Below are 20,521 nucleotides of genomic sequence, written 5' to 3'. Positions count from 1 at the left end.
TGGTGGACGCGACAGGGATTGAACCTGTGACCCCCTCGATGTCAACGAGGTGCTCTCCCGCTGAGCTACGCGTCCGCCGTGACGGCCCCGGAACGCGTCCGGGGACGGGAAGGCGTGGTCTATAGCCCGGTCGCCTTCGCCCCTGCAAGGGGGTTGTCGCATGGTTGCCGGTCGGGGCTCCGCGCCTTCAAGCCGCGAAACGCTCCGCCGCGAGCGGCAGAGCCGGCCTTCCGCCCTCACACCCGCGAGCGACCGCGTCGCGAGCAGAGGGCCAGGATCATGCCGCGACCATACGCTCCACCTCGGCGACCAGATCGCGCAGGTGAACAGGCTTGGACAGTACCTTGGCCTGGGGCGTTGACTGGGCGGCGGTCAGGGCGACGGCAGCGAAGCCGGTGATGAACATGATCCGCAAGCCCGGCTGGCGGTGGGCGGCGATGCGCGCCACCTCGATGCCGTCGGCGCCGGGCATGACGATGTCGGTGAGCAGCAGATCCCAGGGCCCGTCCTCCAGCGCGTCCACGGCATCGTCGCCGTTCTCGCACGCCGTGACCTCGTGCCCCGCGCGTTCGAGCGCGCGGGTCAGGAACCCGCGCAGGGAGCCGTCGTCTTCCGCAAGAAGGATTCGCGCCATGGATGCCGCCCCGTTGTTCTCGAGCGAAACTAGAACGGGGACGGTAAACCGCCGATGAAGGCGGTCGGATCATCCACAGGCGCGTGAAATGGGCTATGGCTTGGCCATGGCGACGCCCGTGTTCACCCTCGACCCCCATGACGCGCTGGATGCGGCGCGGCCGGTCGTGTCGCCGCTGGTGTTCGCCTCGCCCCATTCGGGTAGTGTGTATCCGGAGGATTTGGGGGCGCGCGCCGATCTTGCGAACCTCTCTCTACGCAGCGCCGAAGACGTTCTGGTCAACCGGCTGGTCGCGCCCCGTCCGGACCTGGGCGTGCCCATGATCGCCGCCCGACTGGGCCGCGCCTATGTGGACCTGAACCGCGATCCTGAGGAGCTGGACCCGCAGGTGGTCGAGGGCGCCGGCGTGGCGTCACCGCGTGTGGCGGCCGGGTTCGGCGTCATCCCGCGCCTGACCGGCGACGGCCAGACGATCCGCGACCACGCCCTGACCCATGATGACGCCCTGGCGCGGCTGGCGGCGGCGCACCGGCCCTATCACGAGGCGCTGGAGCACCTGATGCACAGGGCGCGGGATCGGTTCGGATACGCCATTCTGGTGGACTGGCACTCCATGCCCTCACGGGCGGTGGGGCGCCCGGCGGGGGTGCGAGGGCCGGACGTGGTGCTGGGCGACCGGCACGGCTCGTCCTGTTCACCTGAAGTGACACGGCTGCTGCGCGCCCGGTTCGAGCGGGCCGGCTGGCGCGTGGCGCTGAACCGGCCCTATGCGGGAGGCTGGTCCACACAGGTCTGGGGGCGGCCGGCCGAGGCCCTGCATGCGGTGCAAGTGGAACTGAACCGGGGGCTTTATCTGAACGAAGAAGCCCTCACTCCGGGGCCCCATTTCGCCATGACGCAAAAGGTCGTTCGGCGGGTCACGGCCGCGCTGGCGGCACACGACTGGTCGGGGCTGCGCCCCCACGCCCAGGCGGCGGAATAGGATTCCGGGCAAAAAAAACCGCGCCCGGGGGCGCGGTTTGAAAGTCTATAGGGAGGAAACGCCCAGGAAGGGCAAGACGCTCGAAAGCGTCGAAAATCAAGCTACGTTGCGATGCACAATCCGTCAAGGGCGCTTTTCGCACTTGCGATCACATGCCGTAACAGAGGCCGCTTCCACAAAATGGTGATCAAGCGTCACCTATCTCGCGGGTGCGAAATCAGCGATCCTCCTCCAGCATGACGCGGGCCTTGCGGATGGCGCGGGCGGCGGGGGAGCCCTTCTGGCGCCAGAGCAGCAGGCTGAAGGCGGCCGCCACCCCAAGCGCAAGCCATAGCGGGCCGAACAGCCACGCCGTGGCGGCGAGGGCGAAGTAGTAGGCGCGGACGCCGCTGTTGAAGGCCACCATGGCGGGGTTCAACAACGATCCGGCCGCCCTGGCGTAGGCGGTGCGGTCCATCGCGGTCTCGCCCTCCGGCGTGGCGCCGATGAGGGCGAGGGTGTAGTTCATCTGGCGGATCGACCAGATGAAATCCAGCAGACCCCGCGCCAGGCACAGGGTGATCAGGCCGAGCTTGCCCTCGAGCAACTCCAGCGAGGCGGCTTCCGCCCCGCCGATGTCGGAGCCGACAGCCGCAACGCCTCTCAGCGCCGTCTCGCCGCCGAACAGCACCCCCGCCACCGCCGCGATCAGCAGTAGATTGGCCGAGGCGAAGAAGGAGGCGGAGTTGATGGAATGGCCCATCAACTGGCTGTCCACCAGGCGCAACTCGCGTACCGCCATCTGGTTCATCCAGCCCTGTCGGACAGACAGCATGTCGTCGTTGAGAACACCGCCCTTGCCGGCTAGCAGCTGCAGCAGCGGGCCGTAGCCCAGCCAGCAGACGAAGAAGAGCGCGAGCGCGCCCCAGTCCCAGGGTGTCATGGCCGGATCCTCTTCACGCGGCGAGCCCCATGCTGCGATGCAACGCCCATATTGTGCAAGGGCGCTTGCGGCGCGGACGGGCCGGGCTTATCACGCCGCCCTCCCCGAGTTTCGCCTGAAGCACACGAAAAGAGACCGTCATGAAGCTGGACGCCGTTCCCGTCGGACCCAACCCGCCCTGGGACATCAACGTCGTCATCGAGATTCCGCAGGGCGGCCTGCCGGTGAAGTATGAAATGGACAAGGCCTCCGGCGCCCTGTTCGTGGACCGCTTCCTGCACACCGCCATGTACTATCCCGGCAACTACGGCTTCGTGCCCCACACCCTGTCGGACGACGGGGACCCCTGCGACGTGCTGGTGATCAACCCGACCCCGGTGGTGCCCGGCTGCGTCATCCGCGCCCGGCCCATCGGCGCCCTGATGATGACCGACGAGGCCGGCGGCGACGAGAAGATCCTGGCCGTGCCGGTGGACAAGCTGAACCCGTTCTATTCGGACGTGGCCAGCTATCGCCAGCTGCCGGCCATCCTGATTGAGCAGATCGAGCACTTCTTCACCCGCTACAAGGATCTGGAGAAGGGCAAGACGGTCAAGGTTCACCGCTGGGCCGACGCGTCCGAGGCGGCCGAGCTGATCCGTCAGGGCATGGACGCGCACAAGGCGAAGCAGGAAGGCTAAGCCCCTTCCCCCTTCCGCCCATTGCTCTATGTGTCGGGCATGGCCGTTTCCGACAGTCCGACCGAGATCTTCAAGCGCGCGATCGCGCACGCCGCGCGGGCGCTGGCGGAACAGCCGGACCTTGAGGTCGCCTTCGGGACCGACGGGCCAAAGGTGGTCGGCCAGACCCTGACCCTGCCCACGCCGCCGCGTGATCCGGCCGGTCCCGAGGCCCAGGTGCTTCGGGGGCAGGCGGACCGCATGGCGCTGCGGCTGGCCAACCACGACGAGGGGCTGAACGCCCGGCTGCGTCCCGCCGACGCCTCGGCCGCCGAGGTGTTCGACGCAGTGGAGCAGACCCGCATCGAGGCGGTGGGCTCCACGTCGCTGAAGGGCGTGCGCGAGAACATGAACGCGGCCCTGGTGTCGCGCCTGCACCGCATGGGCGCGGCTGCGGCGACCGAGGCCCAGCGGGTGCCCGTGGCCGAGGCCGTCGGCCTGCTGGTGCGCGAGCGGCTGACAGGCGAGCCCGCGCCGGACGGGCTGAAGCCCATGGTGGATCTGGTGCGCGCGGACCTTGAGGCGCGGGCGGGCGGGCAACTGGATGCGCTGACGGCGCTGGCGAGCGACCAGGCCGCGTTCGGGACGGCCCTGAAGGACGTGCTGCGGGCGCTGGATCTGGACCCCGGCGACGGACGCGGCGAGGACGCCTCGGACGACCCGGGCGAGGAAGCGCCCGATCCGCAGGAGCCGGACGCCGCGGACGATCAGGACGAGGACGAGGCCGGCGGCGAGGGCGGCCAGTCCATGGAGGGCTCCGCCGACGACGCGGGCGCGGAGGAGGAGCGCGAGACCCGGCCCGAGGACGGGCGCCCGGACGGCGAGGCCGAGCCCGGCGACGGCGACCCCGAGCTGTCCGAGGGCGACCAGCCCCAGCGCCGGGCCAACGCCGATGACGGACGGCCCACGGACGGCTACCGCGCCTTCACCACCGCCTTCGACGAGACCATCGGGGCCGAAGAGCTTTGCGATCCCAATGAGCTGGCGCGGCTGCGGTCGTTGCTGGACCAGCAGCTGGTGCAGCTGTCCAGCATCGTGGCGCGGCTGGCCAACCGGCTGCAGCGCCGCCTGCTGGCCCAGCAGAACCGGTCGTGGATGTTCGACCTGGAGGAGGGCGTGCTGGACACCGCCCGCCTGACCCGGGTGATCACCGACCCCACCGCCCCGCTCAGCTTCAAGGAGGAGAGCGAGAGCCCCTTCCGCGACACGGTGGTGACCCTGTTGCTGGACAACTCCGGCTCCATGCGCGGGCGGCCGATCATGGTGGCGGCGGTGTGCGCCGACATCCTGGCGCGCACCCTTGAGCGGTGCGGCGTCAAGGTTGAGGTGCTGGGCTTCACCACCCGCGCCTGGAAGGGCGGCCAGTCGCGCGAGGCGTGGATCAGCGCGGGCAAGCCGCCCGAGCCGGGCCGCCTGAACGACCTGCGCCACATCATCTACAAGGCCGCCGACGCGCCCTGGCGCCGGTCCAAGAAGAACCTGGGCCTGATGATGCGCGAGGGCCTGCTGAAGGAGAACATCGACGGCGAGGCCCTGCTGTGGGCCCACGACCGTCTGCTGGCGCGCGGCGAGTCGCGGCGCATCCTGATGGTCATCTCGGACGGCAGCCCGGTGGACGACTCCACCCAGTCGGCCAATGCGTCCCTGTATCTGGACAAGCACCTGCGCGGGGTGATCGGCTGGATCGAGGAGCGCTCGCCGGTGGAGCTTCTGGCCATCGGCATCGGCCACGACGTGACCCGCTGGTACCGCAAGGCCCTGACCATCACCGACGTGGAGCAGCTGGGCGGGGCCATGACCGAGAAGCTGGCCGAACTGTTCGAGGCCGAGGCCCGCCCGGCCCCGCAGCGCCGTCGCCGCGCGGCCTGATTTCGGACTCTGTCCCCGGAAAAAAAACAGTCCGAATTGTCCGAATAGTCTGAAACCGGCGGGGCAGCGCCGCGTGAGGCTGTTGTTTTATGTAATGTTTCCCTCCCCGCTTCCGGGCGCCCGGAAATTCAGACTGTCTGAATTCCGCCGGGGCGGGACGTCACGGCGCCGGACCCGGATTGGCAGTATGGGGCGCCCGGAAAGCAGGGGGATGAAAAAGCCGGATGAAACCGACAAGCGCCTGTAAGCACACAGGCTGACCGCCGAAATCAGGTGGTCCAGGCGCGCCCGGCCCCGATCGGGGCGTTCGTCAGAGCCGCGCCTCGCCCTTCATGATGAGGGCGTAGGTCTCGGGCTTGAGGCGGGTGTAGGCGCCCTTTTCGTCGCGCACATGGACGTCGTCCTCCATGGCCGGGTCGAAGCCGTCCTTCACCAGATCCACCTTGCGGTATTTGAAGGTGCCGGTGGTCTCCAGCTCGCGGGCCACCCGCACGAACACCGGCCGGGCGAAGTGCGGCAGCTCCTCGTTGACGAAGGCGGCGAATTTCTTGACGCCGAAGCGCCCGTCCGGGACCACGGTGATCATGCCCGCGCGGCCGTCGTGGCCGGGCACCTCGACGCCATAGGCGATCACTTCCTTGACCCCGGGCGCCTCGGCCAGACGCTGCTCGACCTCGGAGGTCGAGACGTTCTCGCCCTTCCAGCGGTAGGTGTCGCCGATGCGGTCGATGAAGTAGAAATAGCCGTCGGAGTCCTGCTTCATCAGGTCGCCGGTGCGGAACCAGGCGTCGCCCGTCGCGAACACGTCCTGCAGGATTTTCTTTTTCGAGGCGGCCTTGTCGGCGTAGCCCGAGAAGTCGTGGCGGATGTCGGCCTTGATCTGGCCGATGGCCTCGCCGATCTCGCCGGGCCTGCACTCGATGCAGCGGCCGTTGGGACCGCGTGCGGGTTCATCCGCCTCCACGTCATACTGGATCAGGCGGATGTTGAGCTGGCTGCGCAGATAGCCCGGCACCCGGCCGATGGCGCCGGGCCGTCCATCGAAGTTGAACAGCGAGACATTGCCCTCGGTGGAGCCGTAGAACTCCAGGATCTGGGGGATGGCGAAGCGGCCCTTGAACTCGGGCCAGACATCGGGCCGCAGGCCGTTGCCGAAGGCGAGCCGGAGCTTGTGGGCCTGCTCCATCTCGTTGGGCGGGCAGTTGACCAGATAGCGGCACAGCTCGCCGATGTAGACGAAGGTGGTGGCGCCGCTTTCGACCACATCGGGCCAGAACCCGGTGGCCGAGAACTTCTTGCGCAGGATCACCGAGCCGCCATTCAGCAGCACCGACCCGATGCCCACCAGGCCGCCGGTGGAGTGGTAGAGCGGCAGCACGCAGTACAGCCGGTCCTTGTCCGTGGAGGCCGTGGCGCCGGCGAAGGCGCGCATGTAGGTGCGGGCCCGCGAATGGGGGATGCGCGCGGCCTTGGGCAGGCCGGTGGTGCCGGAGGTGTAGATGTAGAGCGCAGTGTCGCGGTTGGTCAGGCCCGCGCGCAGGGAACGGTCGGGCCGCACGCCCGAGGTTCCGCGGACCCCGGCGTCCAGGCCGCGGCGCTCGCTGGCCTCTTCCTCGGCCTTCAGCCCCAGCACCCACAGCATAATGGTCTTTTCCGCATAGGGGCGGGCGGTCTCCACCTGCGGCCATGTCTCGTCATCGGCGAGGACCTGGGAGGCGCCGACGATGTTCAGACAGTGGGCAAGGGGCTGGCCGGACAGGTTGGTGTTGATCAGGGCGGCGGCGACCCCGATCTTGGAGAGGCCCATCCAGGCGGCGACGTAATCGGCCCGGTTCATCATCATCAGGGCCACGGCGTCGCCGCGCCGGAGATTGCGGCCCCGCGCCCAGTGGGCGTAGCGATTGGCCAGGGCGTCCAGCTCGCGATAGGTGAGGGTGCGCCGCTCGTCGGTGATGGCGACGTGGTCGGGGAAGCGGTCAACCAACTCCTCCCAGTCGTCACAAACCAGGTCGGGGCTGTCCAGCTGGATCGGCTTGATGCGCTTGAGCAGGCGGCGCAGGCCCCCGATGAAACGCAGATCGCGGCGGATATTCGCCATCAAGCCCATCGTTCCCCACGCCTCCAGTGATTCCGTTCCGACCTCTCCATGGTGATGAACAAGGCTGAACGCCCGGTCAACCGATGGGCGAATTCCACCGTCCGATCCCGGGCGGGCGTGACTTTCTGATCAAGGCGCCGGCCGACAGGTTTCGGCCAGAAAGCGTGACCATTCGGGCGGATTCCCGGCGGCTTCCGGCGCGATTGCGGCGGCAACAGTGTTTCTTCGGGGCTTTCCCGCCGCTCACGGAACCGTGATGTCGGAGGCCGGTTCATCCCGCTCAACTGTGCAGGAGAACACCGATGTCTCTCACCTACCCCAACACCACCCGCCCCGAGCCCCAGCCCACCGTGCCGGAGATGATCGCCCGCGAGGCCGCCTCCACCCCCGTCTATGCGCGCGGCCCGGTGCGCAGGGGCAAGGTGCGGTCCTGGATGATCCTGGCCCCCGTGGGCGCCCTGACCGTGGCCGCCATCGGCGCCTGGGCCCTGATGAGCCCCGGCGGGGAAACCGCCGCCCCGACGGAAAACGCGGCCCTGATCAGCGCGCCGGCCGCGTCCGGGAACGCCCCCCTGATCGAGGGCGAAGGGTCCGGCACAGCGCTGGCCCTTGATGGTCCGGCCGCAGAAGCCGTGACGGCCGCGGCTGCGCCCGTCTCCGCGCCGATCCCGGCCGAGCCGGCGCCCGCCGTCACCCCGGCGCCGCGCACCGCCGCACCGGCGCCGGCCCGTGAGGCTGAACCGGCGGTCCAGGCGGAGGCCCCGGCCCCGGCCGGACCCCGGCCCTATGAGGCGGTCGTAGCCGCCGAAGGCGCCGTCGCGACCCCTCCCGCCACAGAGGCCCCCGCGCCCCTGATCGTGGTCGAGCCAAACTGATCCGGACGACCGGCCTGAAGCCCCCCGGCGAATAACCGCCGGGGGGTTTTTCGCATCCGTCAGGCGATCACTGTTCCAACCCTGGCCGCCTTGTGGTTCATTCCGCGCCGTCATTCACCGACGTGCGGATGGAGAGCGATCTTGGCGGGTCTGGGCGCAATTCTGGTTCTTGGGGCGGCCCTGGCGGGCGGCGCCGTTGATGACCCCGGGATGACGCGGCTGGAGCCGGCGTTCCGCCACACGCTGCAGATCACCGGCAGCGACGGCAGGGTCTCGCGCATGTGGCTGGACCGGGACGGCCGTTATCGCGGCCATGGCCGCCGCGCCTCCAGCGGGGTCTGGCGCATGCGCGGCGACGAGCTCTGCTTCACCCAGCGGCGGCCTATCCCCATTCCCGTCCCCTTCTGCACGCCCCTGGTCGAGGGCGATGTGGGCACCCGCTGGAACGCCCGCTCGGCCACGGGCGACCGCATCGTCATCGAGATCGTGCGCGGGCGCTGATCCGGATCAGACCGGTTCGGCGGCGATGACCCAGTCGGCGCCGGCGCGCAGGCCGTTCTGCGCCCGCGCCAGCTCCAACGCCTCTTCGCGGAGCGCCCTGATGCGGCCGTGCAGCGCCCCGGCGAGGGCCCGGTCCCGGATTTTCGCGGTCCGCCGGGCGGCCATGTCCAGCTGGCTGTTGATCCAGCGGGCCTTGTAGCGGTTGGGGAACCGCCGGGCTGACAGCACCCGGTAGCCGTCCGCCTCCAGCCGCGTCACCGCCCATTCCGCCGGGTACTCGCGATAGGGCGTCTCGCCGGCCAGCAGCAGGCAGACGTCGCGCAGGCGGCCGATCTCGCGGGCCATGGCCTCGGCGGGGGTGGCCGGCCGGCCCAGCACATAGGGATCCAGCCCGATCACATACAGCCGCCCGCCCACATGGGGCCGCAGGCGGCGGAACAGGTCCTGCTGGAAATAGGGGGCAAAGCCCTCCACGGCGCCCAGCAGATAGTCGGCCAGCACCGTGTCGAACACCTCGCCCTTCAGAATCTCGCCGTCCAGCCAGTTGCCGAGCAGCAGCCGGTCCTGCGGCCGGTCCCGCCCCTCCAGGGCGTCGCGCACCTGGGCGCCGTGGTCGGCCGAGCCCGTCACCGCCGTCCAGCGGTCCGTCTCCAGGCCCAGCACCCAGCGCATGGAGTTCACCCCCGTGCCCGCGTCCAGCACCGAACCCCAGCGGCGGTCGCCCTGCAGCCGCGCCACATGGGCGAACAGGGTGCTGGCGGCCGAGGGCTCGGGGACAGGGTTTCGCGGCATCTGAAAAGGCTCCGGAGAGGGTTGCGCTGTGGTATATTATAACATAGCAAAGCGGCCACGTTTTTCTCGCGCCTTCCCGGAGTTCCCGATGCGTCTTCGCACGACCCTACTGGCCGCCACCGGCCTGTCCCTTCTGATCGCGGCTCCGGCCTTCGCCGACACCCTGACGACCTCCAGCGCGCCGCCGGTGACCGATCTGGACGGCGTCGTGGTCCGGGCCCTGCCGCTGGATCAGCGCGGCGACGAGGTCATCAGCAATGTTGCGGTCCTGACGGGCGATGAACTGGTGCGCCGGCGTCAGGCGACCCTTGGCGAGACGCTGCAGGGCATTCCCGGCGTCAACTCCGACACCTTCGGCGCGGGAGCCAGCCGCCCGGTGATCCGGGGCCAGACCTCCCCCCGGGTGAAGGTTCTGACCGACGGCTCCGAACTGATGGACGCCTCGGCCGTGTCGCCGGACCACGCGGTGGTGGGCGAGCCCCTGCTGCTGGACGGCATCGAGATCCTGCGCGGCCCCAGCGCCCTGCTGTACGGCGGCGGCGCCATCGGCGGGGCGGTGAACCTGCTGGACCGCAAGATTCCCACCGAAATCCCCGCTGGCGGCGTGGACGGGGCCATCGAGTTCCGCGGCGGCACGGCCGACGGCGAGCGCACCGGGGTGGTGGGCCTGACCGCCGGCGCCGGCAATTTCGCCATCCGCCTGGAGGCGCTCGACCGCACCAGCGACGACTACGACATCCCCTCCTATCTGCGCGCGCATCATGATGATCACGATGATCACGACGACGACCATGATGACGATGATCATGACGACCACGACGACCATGACGACGGCCCCGTCACCCGGGTCGAGGGCACCTTCAACGACACCCGCACCCTGACCGTGGGCGCCTCATGGATCGGCGCGCGCGGCTATTTCGGCGTGGCCGTGACGGAGCAGAACAGCCGCTACGGCCTGCCGGGCCACGCACACGAGTACGAGGACTGCCACCCGCACGGCACGTCCCTGCACTGCGGCGGCCATGACCACGACGACGACGACCATGATCACGAGCATGATCACGACGAGGCGGCCCCCTGGGTGGATCTGCAGAACCGCCGGGTCGATGTGCGCGGCGAGCTGCGTGATCCCTTCGCGGGCGTCGAGCGCATCCGCTTCCGCGGCGGCCTGACCGACTACGCCCACGAGGAGATCGAGGGCGGCGAGGTGGGCACCCGCTTCACCAACGAGGGCCATGACGCCAGGATCGAGGTGGAGCACGCCCCCATCGGCGGCCTGCGCGGCGTGGTCGGCTTCCAGACCGCGCGCAGCGATTTCGCGGCCGTGGGTGAGGAAGGCTTCGTGCCCGAGAGCATCACCCGCACCAACGCCCTGTTTGTGCTGGAGCAGTTCCAGTGGAACGACTGGCGCTTCGAGGGCGCCGTGCGTCAGGAGTGGCAGGAGACCGAGGCGGTGGGCCGTCCGGACCGCGACCATGATCCGCTGTCCGTGTCCGGCTCGGCCGCCTGGTCGCCCATGCCGGGCTGGTCGGTGGCCCTGACCGCCTCGCGCTCGCAGCGGGCCCCCAATGTCCAGGAGCTCTACGCCCGGGGCGTGCACGTGGCCACCAGCACCTTCGAACTGGGTCAGGCCGACCTGGACGTGGAGACGGCCAACACCCTGGAGCTGACCTTCCGCAAGACCACCGGCCCGACCACCTTCACCATCGGCGCCTTCCATCACGATTTCGACGATTACATCTATGCCGAGACCCTGGACCAGGTCGAAGACTTCCGCCTGATCCGCTACACCCAGGCGGACGCCACCTTCACCGGCATCGACGGCGAGGTGCGCCACCGCTTCACGCCCAATGTCTCGGCCACGGTGTTCGGAGACTATGTGCGGGCCGAGGTGGACGGCGGCGGCAACCTGCCGCGCATCCCGGCGGCCCGCCTGGGCGCCCGCGTCGACGGCGGCTGGAACCAGTTCACCGGCAACCTGGAATACTACCGGGTGTTCGAGCAGGACCGCATCGCCGACTTCGAGACCGAGACCCCCGGCTACGACATGCTGAACGCCACCCTGGCCTACGACCTGCGCGCGGCCGGCGACGGGGTCCAGGTCTATGTGCGCGGCACCAACCTGCTGGACGAACTGGCCCTGAACCACACCTCCTTCATCAAGGATGCGGCGCCTCTGCGCGGCCGCAACCTGGTGTTCGGCGTGCGGATGAACTTCTGACCCCGGCCGGGGCGGTTCAGGCCGCCCCGGTCGCCCCCTCTTCCGGCTCGCTGTCGTCCAGCACGACGGTGACGGCCATGTCGGCGCTGACATTGCCGATGGTGCGGAAGATGTCAGGAATAACCTCCACCGCCAGCAGCAGGGGCAGCAGCTCCAGCGGCACGCCCAGCGCCAGGCAGATGGGCGCCATGGAGGTGAAGAAGGAGACCTGGCCGGGCAGGCCCACGGTGCCGATGCTGACCGCCAGGGCCACCACGCCCGCCGCCGCCATCTGGCCAAATGTGGGCTCCAGCCCGAACACATGGGCGATGAACAGGGCCACGGACAGATTGGCCACCGGGCTGGTGATGCGGAAGATGGCCACCGACAGCGGCAGGACCAGGCCGGCCACGCGCTCGGGGATGCCCAGGAAGTCCTGGGCCCGCTCCACCATCACCGGCAGTGTCCCCAGGGACGACTGGGTCGAGAAGGCCACCGCCTGAACGGGCACGAGGGCGCGGGCGAAGCGGGCGATCGGAACCCCGCCTCCCAACGCGGCCAGCGGATAGCTGGCCAGGACGGTGACGATGCAGGCGCCGGACACCAGCACGATGTAGTGGATCAGGGCCGGGGCCGAGCCGAAGCCGCTGCGCAGACCCAGCACCAGGGCCAGGGCGAAGACCCCGATGGGCGCGGCCAGCAGCACCCAGCGCACGATGATGATCATGATCTGGGCCACGGCCTCGAACACATTGACGATCAAGGCGCGCTGATCGGCCGGCAGACGGGTGGCGGCGAAGCCGAAGAAGGCGGCGAACATCACCAGAGGCAGGACCGCATTCTCGGCCGCCGCACGCACGGGATTGGCGGGCGCCAGCGACTTCAGCCACTGGGCGAAGCCGCCGCCCTCGGCCGCCGCCGCCAGCCCCTCCGCCGAGGCGCCCCCGGCGCCGGTGATGAGGGCCTGGGCCGCCTGGGGCGCCACCGGCCACAGGGCCAGCACCAGCGGAATGATCAGCAGGGTCAGGGCCGCCGCCGCCGCAACCAGCCCGACGAACAGCGCCACCGCCCGCGCCGCGAGCCGGCCCGTCGCCGCCGCGTCCGAGGCCGCCGCGATGCCGACGACCACCAGCGAAAAGACCAGCGGGATGACGGTCATCTGCAGGGTGTTCAGCCACAGGCCGCCGACCGCCTCGATCCCGGCCACCACGCCGGGACTGATGACCCTGTCCGAGCCCTGAACGACGGCCCCGATGCCCAGGCCGATGATCAGGGCGATCAGGACGCGGGCGCTGAGGGAACGTAGGACGGCGGTCATGGGTGGCTCCGCATGATGAGGGCCGCGAGCCTTAGCTGATTTTCGCTCCGCGTCGAATCCAGCCGCGCTGTCAGCCGCTGGGAGAGGGGCTGCAGGCTCAGCGAGGCTGGACGGTCAGGGCGGCGTGGTCCGGCGCACCCAGACCGCGCGGGCAGGCGCTGGGCGCGTAGTCCAGATCGTAGCACAGGCGCACCTCGCGCAGGCGCCCGTCGTCGGTGGTCGCCAGATAGACGCCGTTGCGGCGCAGATGGGGATTGGCCTGGACCCAGGCGTCACGGAGCGCTCCGGCCGTCGTGCGCGTCGGCGGCGCGGGCAGGGTCAGGGCGTTCCATAGTTCGGCCGACTGGTCGAAATAGGCGTCCGGGTCGTCCCAGCCGCAGGTCCCGTGGGCGGCCCATTCGTGCTGGAGCAGGGCCTCCGACGGCATCATGCAGAAATGCTCGCGCACCTCGACCTCGGTCATGGCGCGGGCGGGGGTGACGGAACAGTAGCGCGGATGATCGCCCTCGGCCGCGTTGGGCCACAGGCCGTGCAGGAAATATCCCACGTCCCGGTCCTGGGGCGTCAGGGCGTAGCCGCGTCCGTCGCGATTGCCTTCTCGCCAGTAGGGCCCCCAGGCCACGGCCAGCATGTAGTAGGCGACCTCGGCGTCCGCGACGATCTCGTCCGGGTCGGGTGTCTCCGGCCCAACGGGGCGCAGGCGGTCCGGAACGGCGCAGGCCTGGGCGGCGGGGGTCAGGGCGGCGGACGGCGGCGCCTCGGGCTGGGACCGGCAGGCGGCGGCGAGAAGGAGCAGCGGAATCAGGGCGAGGGCGCGTTTCATGTCGGATCTTCTAGCGGCTGCATGTGACGCCTGCGACAATTTGTGCGTGCGGCGCCTTGTGATCGACGGATCGAAGACCATCTTGTCGGGACTGCGCAGTCGAGGGGCCCGATCCATGTCCGCCGTATCCATATCCGGCCTCACCAAGACCTACGCCGGCGGCCATGAGGCGCTGAAGCGTGTGGATCTGGAGATCGCCAAGGGCGAGATTTTCGCCCTGCTGGGCCCCAACGGGGCGGGCAAGACCACCCTGATCAGCATCGTCTGCGGCATCGTCAATGCAACGACCGGCACGGTGCGCGCGGGCGGCTTCGACATCGGCAAGGACTATCGCAAGGCCCGGTCGATGATCGGCCTGGTGCCCCAGGAGCTTCATACCGACGCCTTTGAGACGGTGTTGGCGACGGTGACCTTCAGCCGGGGCCTGTTCGGCAAGGCGCCGAACCCGGCCATGATCGAACAGATTCTTCGCGACCTGAGCCTGTGGGACAAGAAGGACGCCAAGATCATGACCCTGTCCGGCGGCATGAAGCGCCGGGTGATGATCGCCAAGGCCCTGAGCCACGAGCCCGAAATCCTGTTCCTGGACGAACCCACCGCGGGCGTCGATGTGGAGCTGCGCCGCGACATGTGGAACCTGGTGCGGGGCCTGCGGGAGAAGGGCGTGACCATCATCCTGACCACCCATTACATCGAGGAGGCCGAGGAGATGGCCGACCGGGTGGGCGTGATTTCAAGGGGCGAGCTGATCCTGGTCGAGGAGAAGACCGCCCTGATGAAGAAGCTGGGCAAGAAGCAGCTGACCCTGAACCTGCAGGAGCCCATGACGACCATTCCGCCGGAGCTTTCGGAGTGGGCGCTGGCGCTCAAGGCCGACGGGGCCGAGCTGGAATACGTCTTCGACGCCAACGCCGAGCGCACCGGGGTGCCCAGCCTGCTGAGGAAGCTCAGCGACATGGGCATCGGCTTCAAGGATCTGAACACCCGCCAGAGCTCGCTGGAGGACATCTTCGTGGGCCTGGTGCACGACAGTTCGCGCGATGCGTCCAAACAGGAGGCCGCGCGATGAACGGTTATGGAATATGGGCCATCTACCGGTTCGAGATGGCCCGCGCCCTGCGCACCGTGTGGCAGAGCATCGTCACCCCCGTGATCACCACCTCGCTGTATTTCGTGGTGTTCGGCGCCGCCATCGGCTCGGCCATGACCGAGGTGAACGGCGTGCCCTACGGCGCCTTCATCGTGCCCGGTCTGGTGATGCTGAGCCTGTTCACCCAGTCGATCTTCAATGCCTCGTTCGGCATCTATTTCCCGAAATTCACCGGCACCATCTACGAGATCCTGTCGGCGCCGGTCAGCTATATCGAGATCGTCATCGCCTATGTGGGAGCGGCGGCAACCAAGTCGATCATCCTGGGCGTCATCATCCTGGCCACCGCGCGGCTATTCGTGCCGCTGGAGGTGCTGCACCCCGTGACCATGATCACCTTCCTGGTGCTGACTGCGGTGACCTTCAGCCTGTTCGGCTTCATCATCGGCATCTGGGCCCAGGGGTTCGAGCAGCTCCAGTTCATTCCCATGCTGGTGATCACGCCGCTGACCTTCCTGGGCGGGTCGTTCTATTCCATCGACATGCTGCCGGGCGTGTGGCGCACCGTCAGCCTGTTCAATCCGGTGGTCTATCTGATCTCCGGATTCCGCTGGAGCTTCTTCGGAACCTCGGACGTGAACATCGGCGTCAGCCTGGCGGCGACCCTGGCCTTCTTCGCCGTCTGCCTGGCCATCGTGGCGTGGATCTTCAAGACCGGATACCGGCTGAAGAGCTGACGATCAGTCGCGCAGAGGTTCGGGGAACTCCAGCCGCGAGGTGTCGTAGCCAAGCTCGCCGGCCCGCCGCACCAGCGCGTCGAGTTCCGCCTGGGTCGGGACGTCGCGGGTGTAGATGAACAGCTTGTCGAAGGACGGGTCCGAAGAGATGAACCAGCTGTAGTCGTCCGCCCGATCCAGCACCCAGTACTCCCACACGATCAGCCACAGATAGCGGACGCGCAGTTTGGCGTTGGCTCCCGGGTCTACGAAGGTTCCGACGCCCGAGATCGCGCGCTCGCGCCCCTCAGGCGTGTCCACGTGGCAGGTGTCGCGCACATCCACCTTGCCGTCGTCGCGCAGCCCATAGGCGGTGGCGGCGGCCACGCAGCCCTCGGTGATGTCCATGGGCAGACGGCCCACCTCCAGCCAGCGGCCGGAGTAGAAGCGCTCGGCGTCGATGGGCTTCAGGGGTTGCGGCGCGCCAGGGCCGGGGCCGGAGCCCCCGCCGCTCAGGCTGGCGCATCCGGCCAGGGCCAGGATCAGGGCGGCTGCGGCGATCAGGCGGAAGACAGGCATGGGCGGGCTCCGAAGCTGGGGTCGCTTCCAGCTACGGAGCCGCGCCTCAGTCGGATGAGCGGGCGGCCTGAAGTTCGGCCCTGGCCTGATCGAAGGTGGCGACAACGCTTTCGGGCGGACGGCCCATCAGGCTGACGATGACGGTGGCCAGGGTCGCCAGGATGAAGCCGGGCACGATCTCGTAGATCACCGTGGTCAGGGCCTCGCCGCCCGGCAGGACCGGCGCGAACACCCAGAACAGCACCGTCGCCGCGCCCACGATCATGCCGGCCAGGGCGCCGTTGCGGGTGACGCGGCGCCACATCAGGCTGAGAATCACCAGCGGCCCGAAGGCGGCGCCGAACCCGGCCCAGGCGTTGGACACCAGGGTCAGGACGTTGCTGGTGGGATCATAGGCCAGATAGATGGCCACCAGCGACACCAGCACCACCGCCAGACGGCCCACGGTCACCAGCTCCCTCTGGCTGGCGTTGCGGCGGAAGAAGACGCCGTAGAAGTCCTCTGTCAGGGAGCTGGACGACACCAGCAACTGGGACGAGATGGTGCTCATGATCGCCGCCAGGATGGCCGCCAGCAGGAAGCCGGTCACCAGCGGGTGGAACAGCACGTCCGACAGGATGATGAAGATGGTCTCGGGGTCCGAGACCTCGATGCCGTTGTTGGTGACGTAGGCCAGGCCCGTCAGGCCGGTGGCCAGGGCGCCGACGATGGTCACGGCCATCCAGGTCATGCCGATGTTGCGGGCTGCGGGTATGTCCCTGACTGAGCGGATGGCCATGAAGCGCACGATGATGTGCGGTTGGCCAAAATAGCCCAGTCCCCAGGACAGGGCGGATATGATTCCGATCAGACTGGTCCCGGTCAGAAGCCCGAGCAGGGCCGGGTCGACGCCGCGCACGGTCTCGGTCAGGCCGCCCACCCCGCCCACGTCGGTCAGGGCCACGACGGGCACCAGAATGAGGGCCACGAACATGATGCAGCCCTGGACGAAGTCGGTCATGCTGACGGCCATGAAGCCGCCGAACAGGGTGTAGGCCACCACCACGCCCGCGGTGACCCACAGGCCCCAGGCGTAGTCGACCCCGAAGGCGCTGTCGAAGAGCTTGCCGCCCGCCACCAGGCCGGACGAAGTGTACAGGGTGAAGAAGATCACGATCACCAGCGAGGAGATGATCCGCAGCAGCCGCGACCGGTCCTCGAACCGCTTCTCGAAATAGTCAGGGATGGTGATCGCGTCACTGGCCAGCTCTGTGTAGATGCGCAGGCGCGGGGCCACGAGCAGGTAGTTGGCGAAGGCGCCGATGAACAGGCCGATGGCGATCCAGGACGCGGACAGGCCCGAAGCGAACATGGCGCCTGGCAGGCCCAGCAGCATCCAGCCGGACATGTCCGAGGCGCCCGCCGACAGGGAGGTCACCGCCGGACCCAGCTTCCGCCCGCCCAGCATGTAGCCGGACACGTCGCTGGTGGAGCGCTTGAAGGCGTAAAGCCCGATGCCCAGCATGAGAACGAAATACAGGGCGAGGGTGATCAGCGTGCCGGTTTCCATGGTCCGGAGGGGTAGCAGCCCCACGGCCATGCTTCAAACCGTCAGGGCCGCCGGCGTCTCAGCCCGGGGGCGCGGGCGGGGCCAGATAGCCGCGCTCGACCATGCGCCGCATGGCTTCGTAGGCCTCGCTGAGCTCCTCGAACACCTTGCGCATATCGCCCAGCCGGGCCGCCTGTTCGGCGCTGACGGCATGGCCCGAGGCGGTCAGGCGCACCGCTTCCGCGACCCAGGCGCCCCGCGCGTTCGCGGCCGCCACGGCCAGGCGCTGGAAGGCGGCCATGTCGGTCTGGCCGAGGGTTCGCCCGATCACCTCGCGGTTGGAGATGAAGGCGGCGTAGTCGATCTGCTCCAGCTGGCCGCGCAGACGGCGCTGCTCTTCCGGACTGATGTCCTGCGGCTCGAAGTGATCGCGGCTGCGCCGATAGCTGGAAGTCATCGTGGACGCCATGACGTCCCTCCCGAGAACACGGCCCAATGGCCGCCATGCGCAGGATCGCGCGCGTCGGTTAAGGCTTGGACAACGCGGCGGCGACGGAAAAAGCTTCCCTTTACGCACACGTCAAGTTATTGAGGGGGCATGGCGTCCGCAGACGATCACCGCACCTATTCGATCCGCCAGCTCTGCCGCGAGTTCGGAGCCACGGCGCGCGCCCTGCGCTTCTACGAGGACAAGGGCATGCTGTCGCCGGCCCGCCGGGGCCAGACGCGGGTCTATGACGCCAAGGACCGGGCCCGGCTGAAGCTGATCCTGCGCGGCCGCCGCATCGGCTTCACCCTGGCCGAGATCCAGGAGATGATCGACCTGTATGACCGCAAGGATCACAACGTCCATCAGATGGCGGTCGCCCTGCCCCGGCATCGCGCCCAGGTGGAGGCGCTGAAGCGCCAGCGGGAAGATCTGGACGAGGCCATCAAGGTGGCCGAAGAGGCCTGCGAGGCCATGGAGAAGCGGCTGTCGGAACACCGGCCCGACCTCCTGCCCGGCGCCGAGGACTATGAATCCGCCCTGCGCGCGCGGCTGAACCATCACCACGACGACGATCAAGAATTCTTCAAAGCGAGAGCCTGACCCATGGCCTACAAGGCGCCTGTCCGCGATTTCCGGTTCATCCTCAACGAGGTGCTGGAGATCGACCGCTACGAAAACCAGCCCGGCTTCGAGGATGTGTCCTCCGATCTGGTGGGCCAGATTCTGGAGGAAGGCGCCAAATTCGCCGAGGAGGTGATCGCCCCCATCAACCGCGCGGGCGACCAGCACGGCTGTGAATGGAAGGACGGCGTCGTCACCGGCCCGCCCGGATGGAAGGAAGCCTACAAGCAGATGGTCGAGGCCGGCTGGCCCGCCCTGCACGCCCACACCCAGTACGGCGGCCAAGGCATGCCGGCGGTGGTGTCCATGGCCGTGGGCCAGATGACGGCCGCGGCCAGTCCGGCGTTCAGCATGTATCCGGGCCTGACGTCGGGCGCCTATGCGGGGCTGCACGCCAACGCCTCGGAGGCCATCAAGGACCGCTACCTGCCGAAGCTGGCCACGGGCGAGTGGGGCGGCACCATGAACCTGACCGAGCCCCAGTGCGGCACGGACCTGGGGATGATCCGCACCAAGGCGGTCCCCAACGGCGACGGCAGCTATTCCATCACCGGCCAGAAGATCTGGATCTCGTCCGGCGAGCACGACTTCACCGACAACATCATCCACCTGGTGCTGGCCCGCATCGAGGACGCCCCCGCGGGCATCAAGGGCATCAGCCTGTTCGTGGTGCCCAAGGTGTTCGTCAATGACGACGGGTCGCTGGGCGAGCGCAACGAGGGCGTCCAGTGCGCCGGCCTCGAGCACAAGATGGGCATCCACGGCAACGCCACCTGCGTGATGGCGTACGAGAACGCCAGGGGCTGGCTGGTGGGCGAAGAGAACCGCGGCATGCCGGCCATGTTCGTGATGATGAACGAGGCGCGGCTGGGCACGGGCCTTCAGGGTCAGGCCATCGGCGACGCCGCCATGCAGGCCGCCGTTGAGTTCGCCAACGACCGCCTGCAGGGCCGCAGCCTGACCGGTCCCAAGAACCCGGACGGCCCCGCCGACCCGATCATCGTGCACCCGGACGTGCGGCGCATGCTGCTGGAGTCCAAGGCCTATATCGAGGGCGGGCGGGCCTTCATCCTGTGGACCGCGCTGCAGGCCGACCTGCAGAAGTCCGGGGACGAGGCGGTCGCCACCAAGGCGAAGGACTACATGGGCCTGATCACCCCGGTGGTGAAGGCGTTCCTGACCGACCGCGGCTTTCACGTGGCCAGCCTGGCCATGCAGGTGCACGGCGGCTCGGGCTACACCGAACACTTCACCGCGTCCCAGTCCCTGCGCGATGCGCGGATCACCATGATCTACGAGGGCACCAACGGGGTTCAGGCGCTGGATCTGGTGGGCCGCAAGCTGCCGGCCAACGGTGGGCGCGCGGTCATGAGCTGGTTCGCCGACATCGACGCCTTCGTGGGCGCGAACGGCGGGGACGAGGCGACCAAGCCCTTCATCGACGGCCTGGCCGACGCGAAGAAGAACCTGCAGGAAGCCACCATGTGGCTGATGCAGAACGGCATGCAGAACCCGGACAACGCGGGCGCGGCCTCCACTGACTATCTGCACATCTTCGGCCTGACCGCGATGGCCTACATGTGGGCCCAGATGGCCGTGGCGGCGCAGAAGAAGGCGGGCGACAGCGACCCGTTCTACGCCAACAAGCTGGCGGTGGGCCGCTACTTCGTCGAGCGCATCCTGCCCGACGCCGAGGCGCACCTGAAGAAGCTGAAGACCGGCTCGGACGTGCTGATGGCGCTGCCGGCGGAGGCGTTCTGAGGC

At 68.7% G+C, this 20,521-nt stretch carries 19 protein-coding genes and 1 tRNA gene; 10 read left to right on the top strand and 10 right to left on the bottom strand.

The annotated features are described in order from the left end of the window. Both C0461_RS08605 and cpdR read right to left on the bottom strand, forming a co-directional pair. Nucleotides 1-75 (bottom strand) — tRNA-Val (locus C0461_RS08605). A 202-nt stretch (nucleotides 76-277) separates the two neighbouring features. Next, complete coding sequence (cpdR, locus tag C0461_RS08600) at nucleotides 278-634, bottom strand: cell cycle two-component system response regulator CpdR (RefSeq protein WP_292105786.1); 357 nt, start codon at nucleotides 632-634, stop codon at nucleotides 278-280. Nucleotides 635-722: 88 nt separating this feature from the next. On the opposite strand from cpdR, the gene C0461_RS08595 reads away from it, so the two are divergent. After that, the gene (locus C0461_RS08595; RefSeq protein WP_292105783.1) at nucleotides 723-1,616 is read left to right on the top strand and encodes an N-formylglutamate amidohydrolase; all 894 of its coding nucleotides are present in this window, start codon (nucleotides 723-725) and stop codon (nucleotides 1,614-1,616) included. Between the two features lie 217 nt (nucleotides 1,617-1,833). On the opposite strand, the gene C0461_RS08590 is transcribed toward C0461_RS08595, so the two are convergent. Next, on the bottom strand, nucleotides 1,834-2,538 hold the full coding sequence (locus C0461_RS08590; protein WP_292105780.1) for a DUF599 family protein: 705 nt from the start codon (nucleotides 2,536-2,538) through the stop codon (nucleotides 1,834-1,836). A 140-nt stretch (nucleotides 2,539-2,678) separates the two neighbouring features. Here C0461_RS08590 and ppa point away from each other — a divergent pair, with 140 nt between their 5' ends. Together ppa and cobT are read left to right on the top strand one after the other, a co-directional pair. Next, nucleotides 2,679-3,218, top strand: coding sequence for an inorganic diphosphatase (ppa, locus tag C0461_RS08585; RefSeq protein ID WP_045319077.1), 540 nt, complete (start codon nucleotides 2,679-2,681; stop codon nucleotides 3,216-3,218). Between the two features lie 39 nt (nucleotides 3,219-3,257). Continuing rightward, nucleotides 3,258-5,126 (top strand): cobaltochelatase subunit CobT, encoded by a 1,869-nt coding sequence (gene cobT / locus C0461_RS08580; protein WP_292105776.1) that lies wholly within the window; start codon nucleotides 3,258-3,260, stop codon nucleotides 5,124-5,126. Between the two features lie 310 nt (nucleotides 5,127-5,436). Here cobT and C0461_RS08575 read toward each other — a convergent pair whose 3' ends face one another. Continuing rightward, the gene (locus C0461_RS08575) at nucleotides 5,437-7,224 is read right to left on the bottom strand and encodes a long-chain-acyl-CoA synthetase (protein WP_292105774.1); all 1,788 of its coding nucleotides are present in this window, start codon (nucleotides 7,222-7,224) and stop codon (nucleotides 5,437-5,439) included. Between the two features lie 302 nt (nucleotides 7,225-7,526). Here C0461_RS08575 and C0461_RS08570 point away from each other — a divergent pair, with 302 nt between their 5' ends. Continuing rightward, a complete protein-coding gene (locus C0461_RS08570; RefSeq protein ID WP_292105773.1) occupies nucleotides 7,527-8,099 on the top strand; it encodes a hypothetical protein in 573 nt (190 codons plus the stop codon). A gap of 141 nt (nucleotides 8,100-8,240) precedes the next feature. Next, entirely contained in the window at nucleotides 8,241-8,600 is a 360-nt protein-coding gene (locus C0461_RS08565; RefSeq protein WP_292105772.1) for a hypothetical protein, read from the top strand. Nucleotides 8,601-8,606: 6 nt separating this feature from the next. Here C0461_RS08565 and C0461_RS08560 read toward each other — a convergent pair whose 3' ends face one another. After that, the gene (locus tag C0461_RS08560) at nucleotides 8,607-9,392 is read right to left on the bottom strand and encodes a class I SAM-dependent methyltransferase (protein WP_292105771.1); all 786 of its coding nucleotides are present in this window, start codon (nucleotides 9,390-9,392) and stop codon (nucleotides 8,607-8,609) included. Nucleotides 9,393-9,480: 88 nt separating this feature from the next. Between C0461_RS08560 and C0461_RS08555 the strand changes: the two genes are divergently transcribed. Next, the gene (locus C0461_RS08555) at nucleotides 9,481-11,613 is read left to right on the top strand and encodes a TonB-dependent receptor (protein ID WP_292105769.1); all 2,133 of its coding nucleotides are present in this window, start codon (nucleotides 9,481-9,483) and stop codon (nucleotides 11,611-11,613) included. A 16-nt stretch (nucleotides 11,614-11,629) separates the two neighbouring features. On the opposite strand, the gene C0461_RS08550 is transcribed toward C0461_RS08555, so the two are convergent. Next, nucleotides 11,630-12,910 (bottom strand): cation:dicarboxylase symporter family transporter, encoded by a 1,281-nt coding sequence (locus C0461_RS08550; RefSeq protein ID WP_292105768.1) that lies wholly within the window; start codon nucleotides 12,908-12,910, stop codon nucleotides 11,630-11,632. Between the two features lie 97 nt (nucleotides 12,911-13,007). Further along, nucleotides 13,008-13,733, bottom strand: coding sequence for a ribonuclease (locus C0461_RS08545; RefSeq protein ID WP_292105764.1), 726 nt, complete (start codon nucleotides 13,731-13,733; stop codon nucleotides 13,008-13,010). 115 nt (nucleotides 13,734-13,848) lie between these two features. Between C0461_RS08545 and C0461_RS08540 the strand changes: the two genes are divergently transcribed. Together C0461_RS08540 and C0461_RS08535 are read left to right on the top strand one after the other, a co-directional pair. Further along, a complete protein-coding gene (locus C0461_RS08540) occupies nucleotides 13,849-14,802 on the top strand; it encodes an ABC transporter ATP-binding protein (protein ID WP_292105762.1) in 954 nt (317 codons plus the stop codon). After that, on the top strand, nucleotides 14,799-15,560 hold the full coding sequence (locus C0461_RS08535) for an ABC transporter permease (protein WP_292105760.1): 762 nt from the start codon (nucleotides 14,799-14,801) through the stop codon (nucleotides 15,558-15,560). Before C0461_RS08540 ends, C0461_RS08535 begins: the two co-directional genes overlap by 4 nt. A 3-nt stretch (nucleotides 15,561-15,563) precedes the next feature. On the opposite strand, the gene C0461_RS08530 is transcribed toward C0461_RS08535, so the two are convergent. From C0461_RS08530 to C0461_RS08520, 3 genes are read right to left on the bottom strand one after another with little or no spacing between them, the layout of a single operon-like run. After that, nucleotides 15,564-16,118: a lipocalin family protein gene (locus tag C0461_RS08530; RefSeq protein WP_292105758.1), complete on the bottom strand. Its 555-nt coding sequence runs from the start codon at nucleotides 16,116-16,118 to the stop codon at nucleotides 15,564-15,566. 46 nt (nucleotides 16,119-16,164) lie between these two features. Next, a complete protein-coding gene (putP, locus tag C0461_RS08525) occupies nucleotides 16,165-17,667 on the bottom strand; it encodes a sodium/proline symporter PutP (RefSeq protein ID WP_292105757.1) in 1,503 nt (500 codons plus the stop codon). Nucleotides 17,668-17,725: 58 nt separating this feature from the next. Then, complete coding sequence (locus tag C0461_RS08520) at nucleotides 17,726-18,115, bottom strand: hypothetical protein (RefSeq protein ID WP_292105755.1); 390 nt, start codon at nucleotides 18,113-18,115, stop codon at nucleotides 17,726-17,728. A 129-nt stretch (nucleotides 18,116-18,244) separates the two neighbouring features. Between C0461_RS08520 and C0461_RS08515 the strand changes: the two genes are divergently transcribed. Together C0461_RS08515 and C0461_RS08510 are read left to right on the top strand one after the other, a co-directional pair. Then, nucleotides 18,245-18,736: a MerR family DNA-binding transcriptional regulator gene (locus C0461_RS08515; protein ID WP_292105753.1), complete on the top strand. Its 492-nt coding sequence runs from the start codon at nucleotides 18,245-18,247 to the stop codon at nucleotides 18,734-18,736. Between the two features lie 3 nt (nucleotides 18,737-18,739). Then, a complete protein-coding gene (locus C0461_RS08510) occupies nucleotides 18,740-20,518 on the top strand; it encodes an acyl-CoA dehydrogenase C-terminal domain-containing protein (RefSeq protein ID WP_292105751.1) in 1,779 nt (592 codons plus the stop codon). Nucleotides 20,519-20,521: the final 3 nt, after the last annotated feature.

The organism is Brevundimonas sp., assembly GCF_013823285.1.
Lineage (GTDB): Bacteria > Pseudomonadota > Alphaproteobacteria > Caulobacterales > Caulobacteraceae > Brevundimonas.
This window is presented reverse-complemented; position numbering and strand designations above follow the sequence as displayed.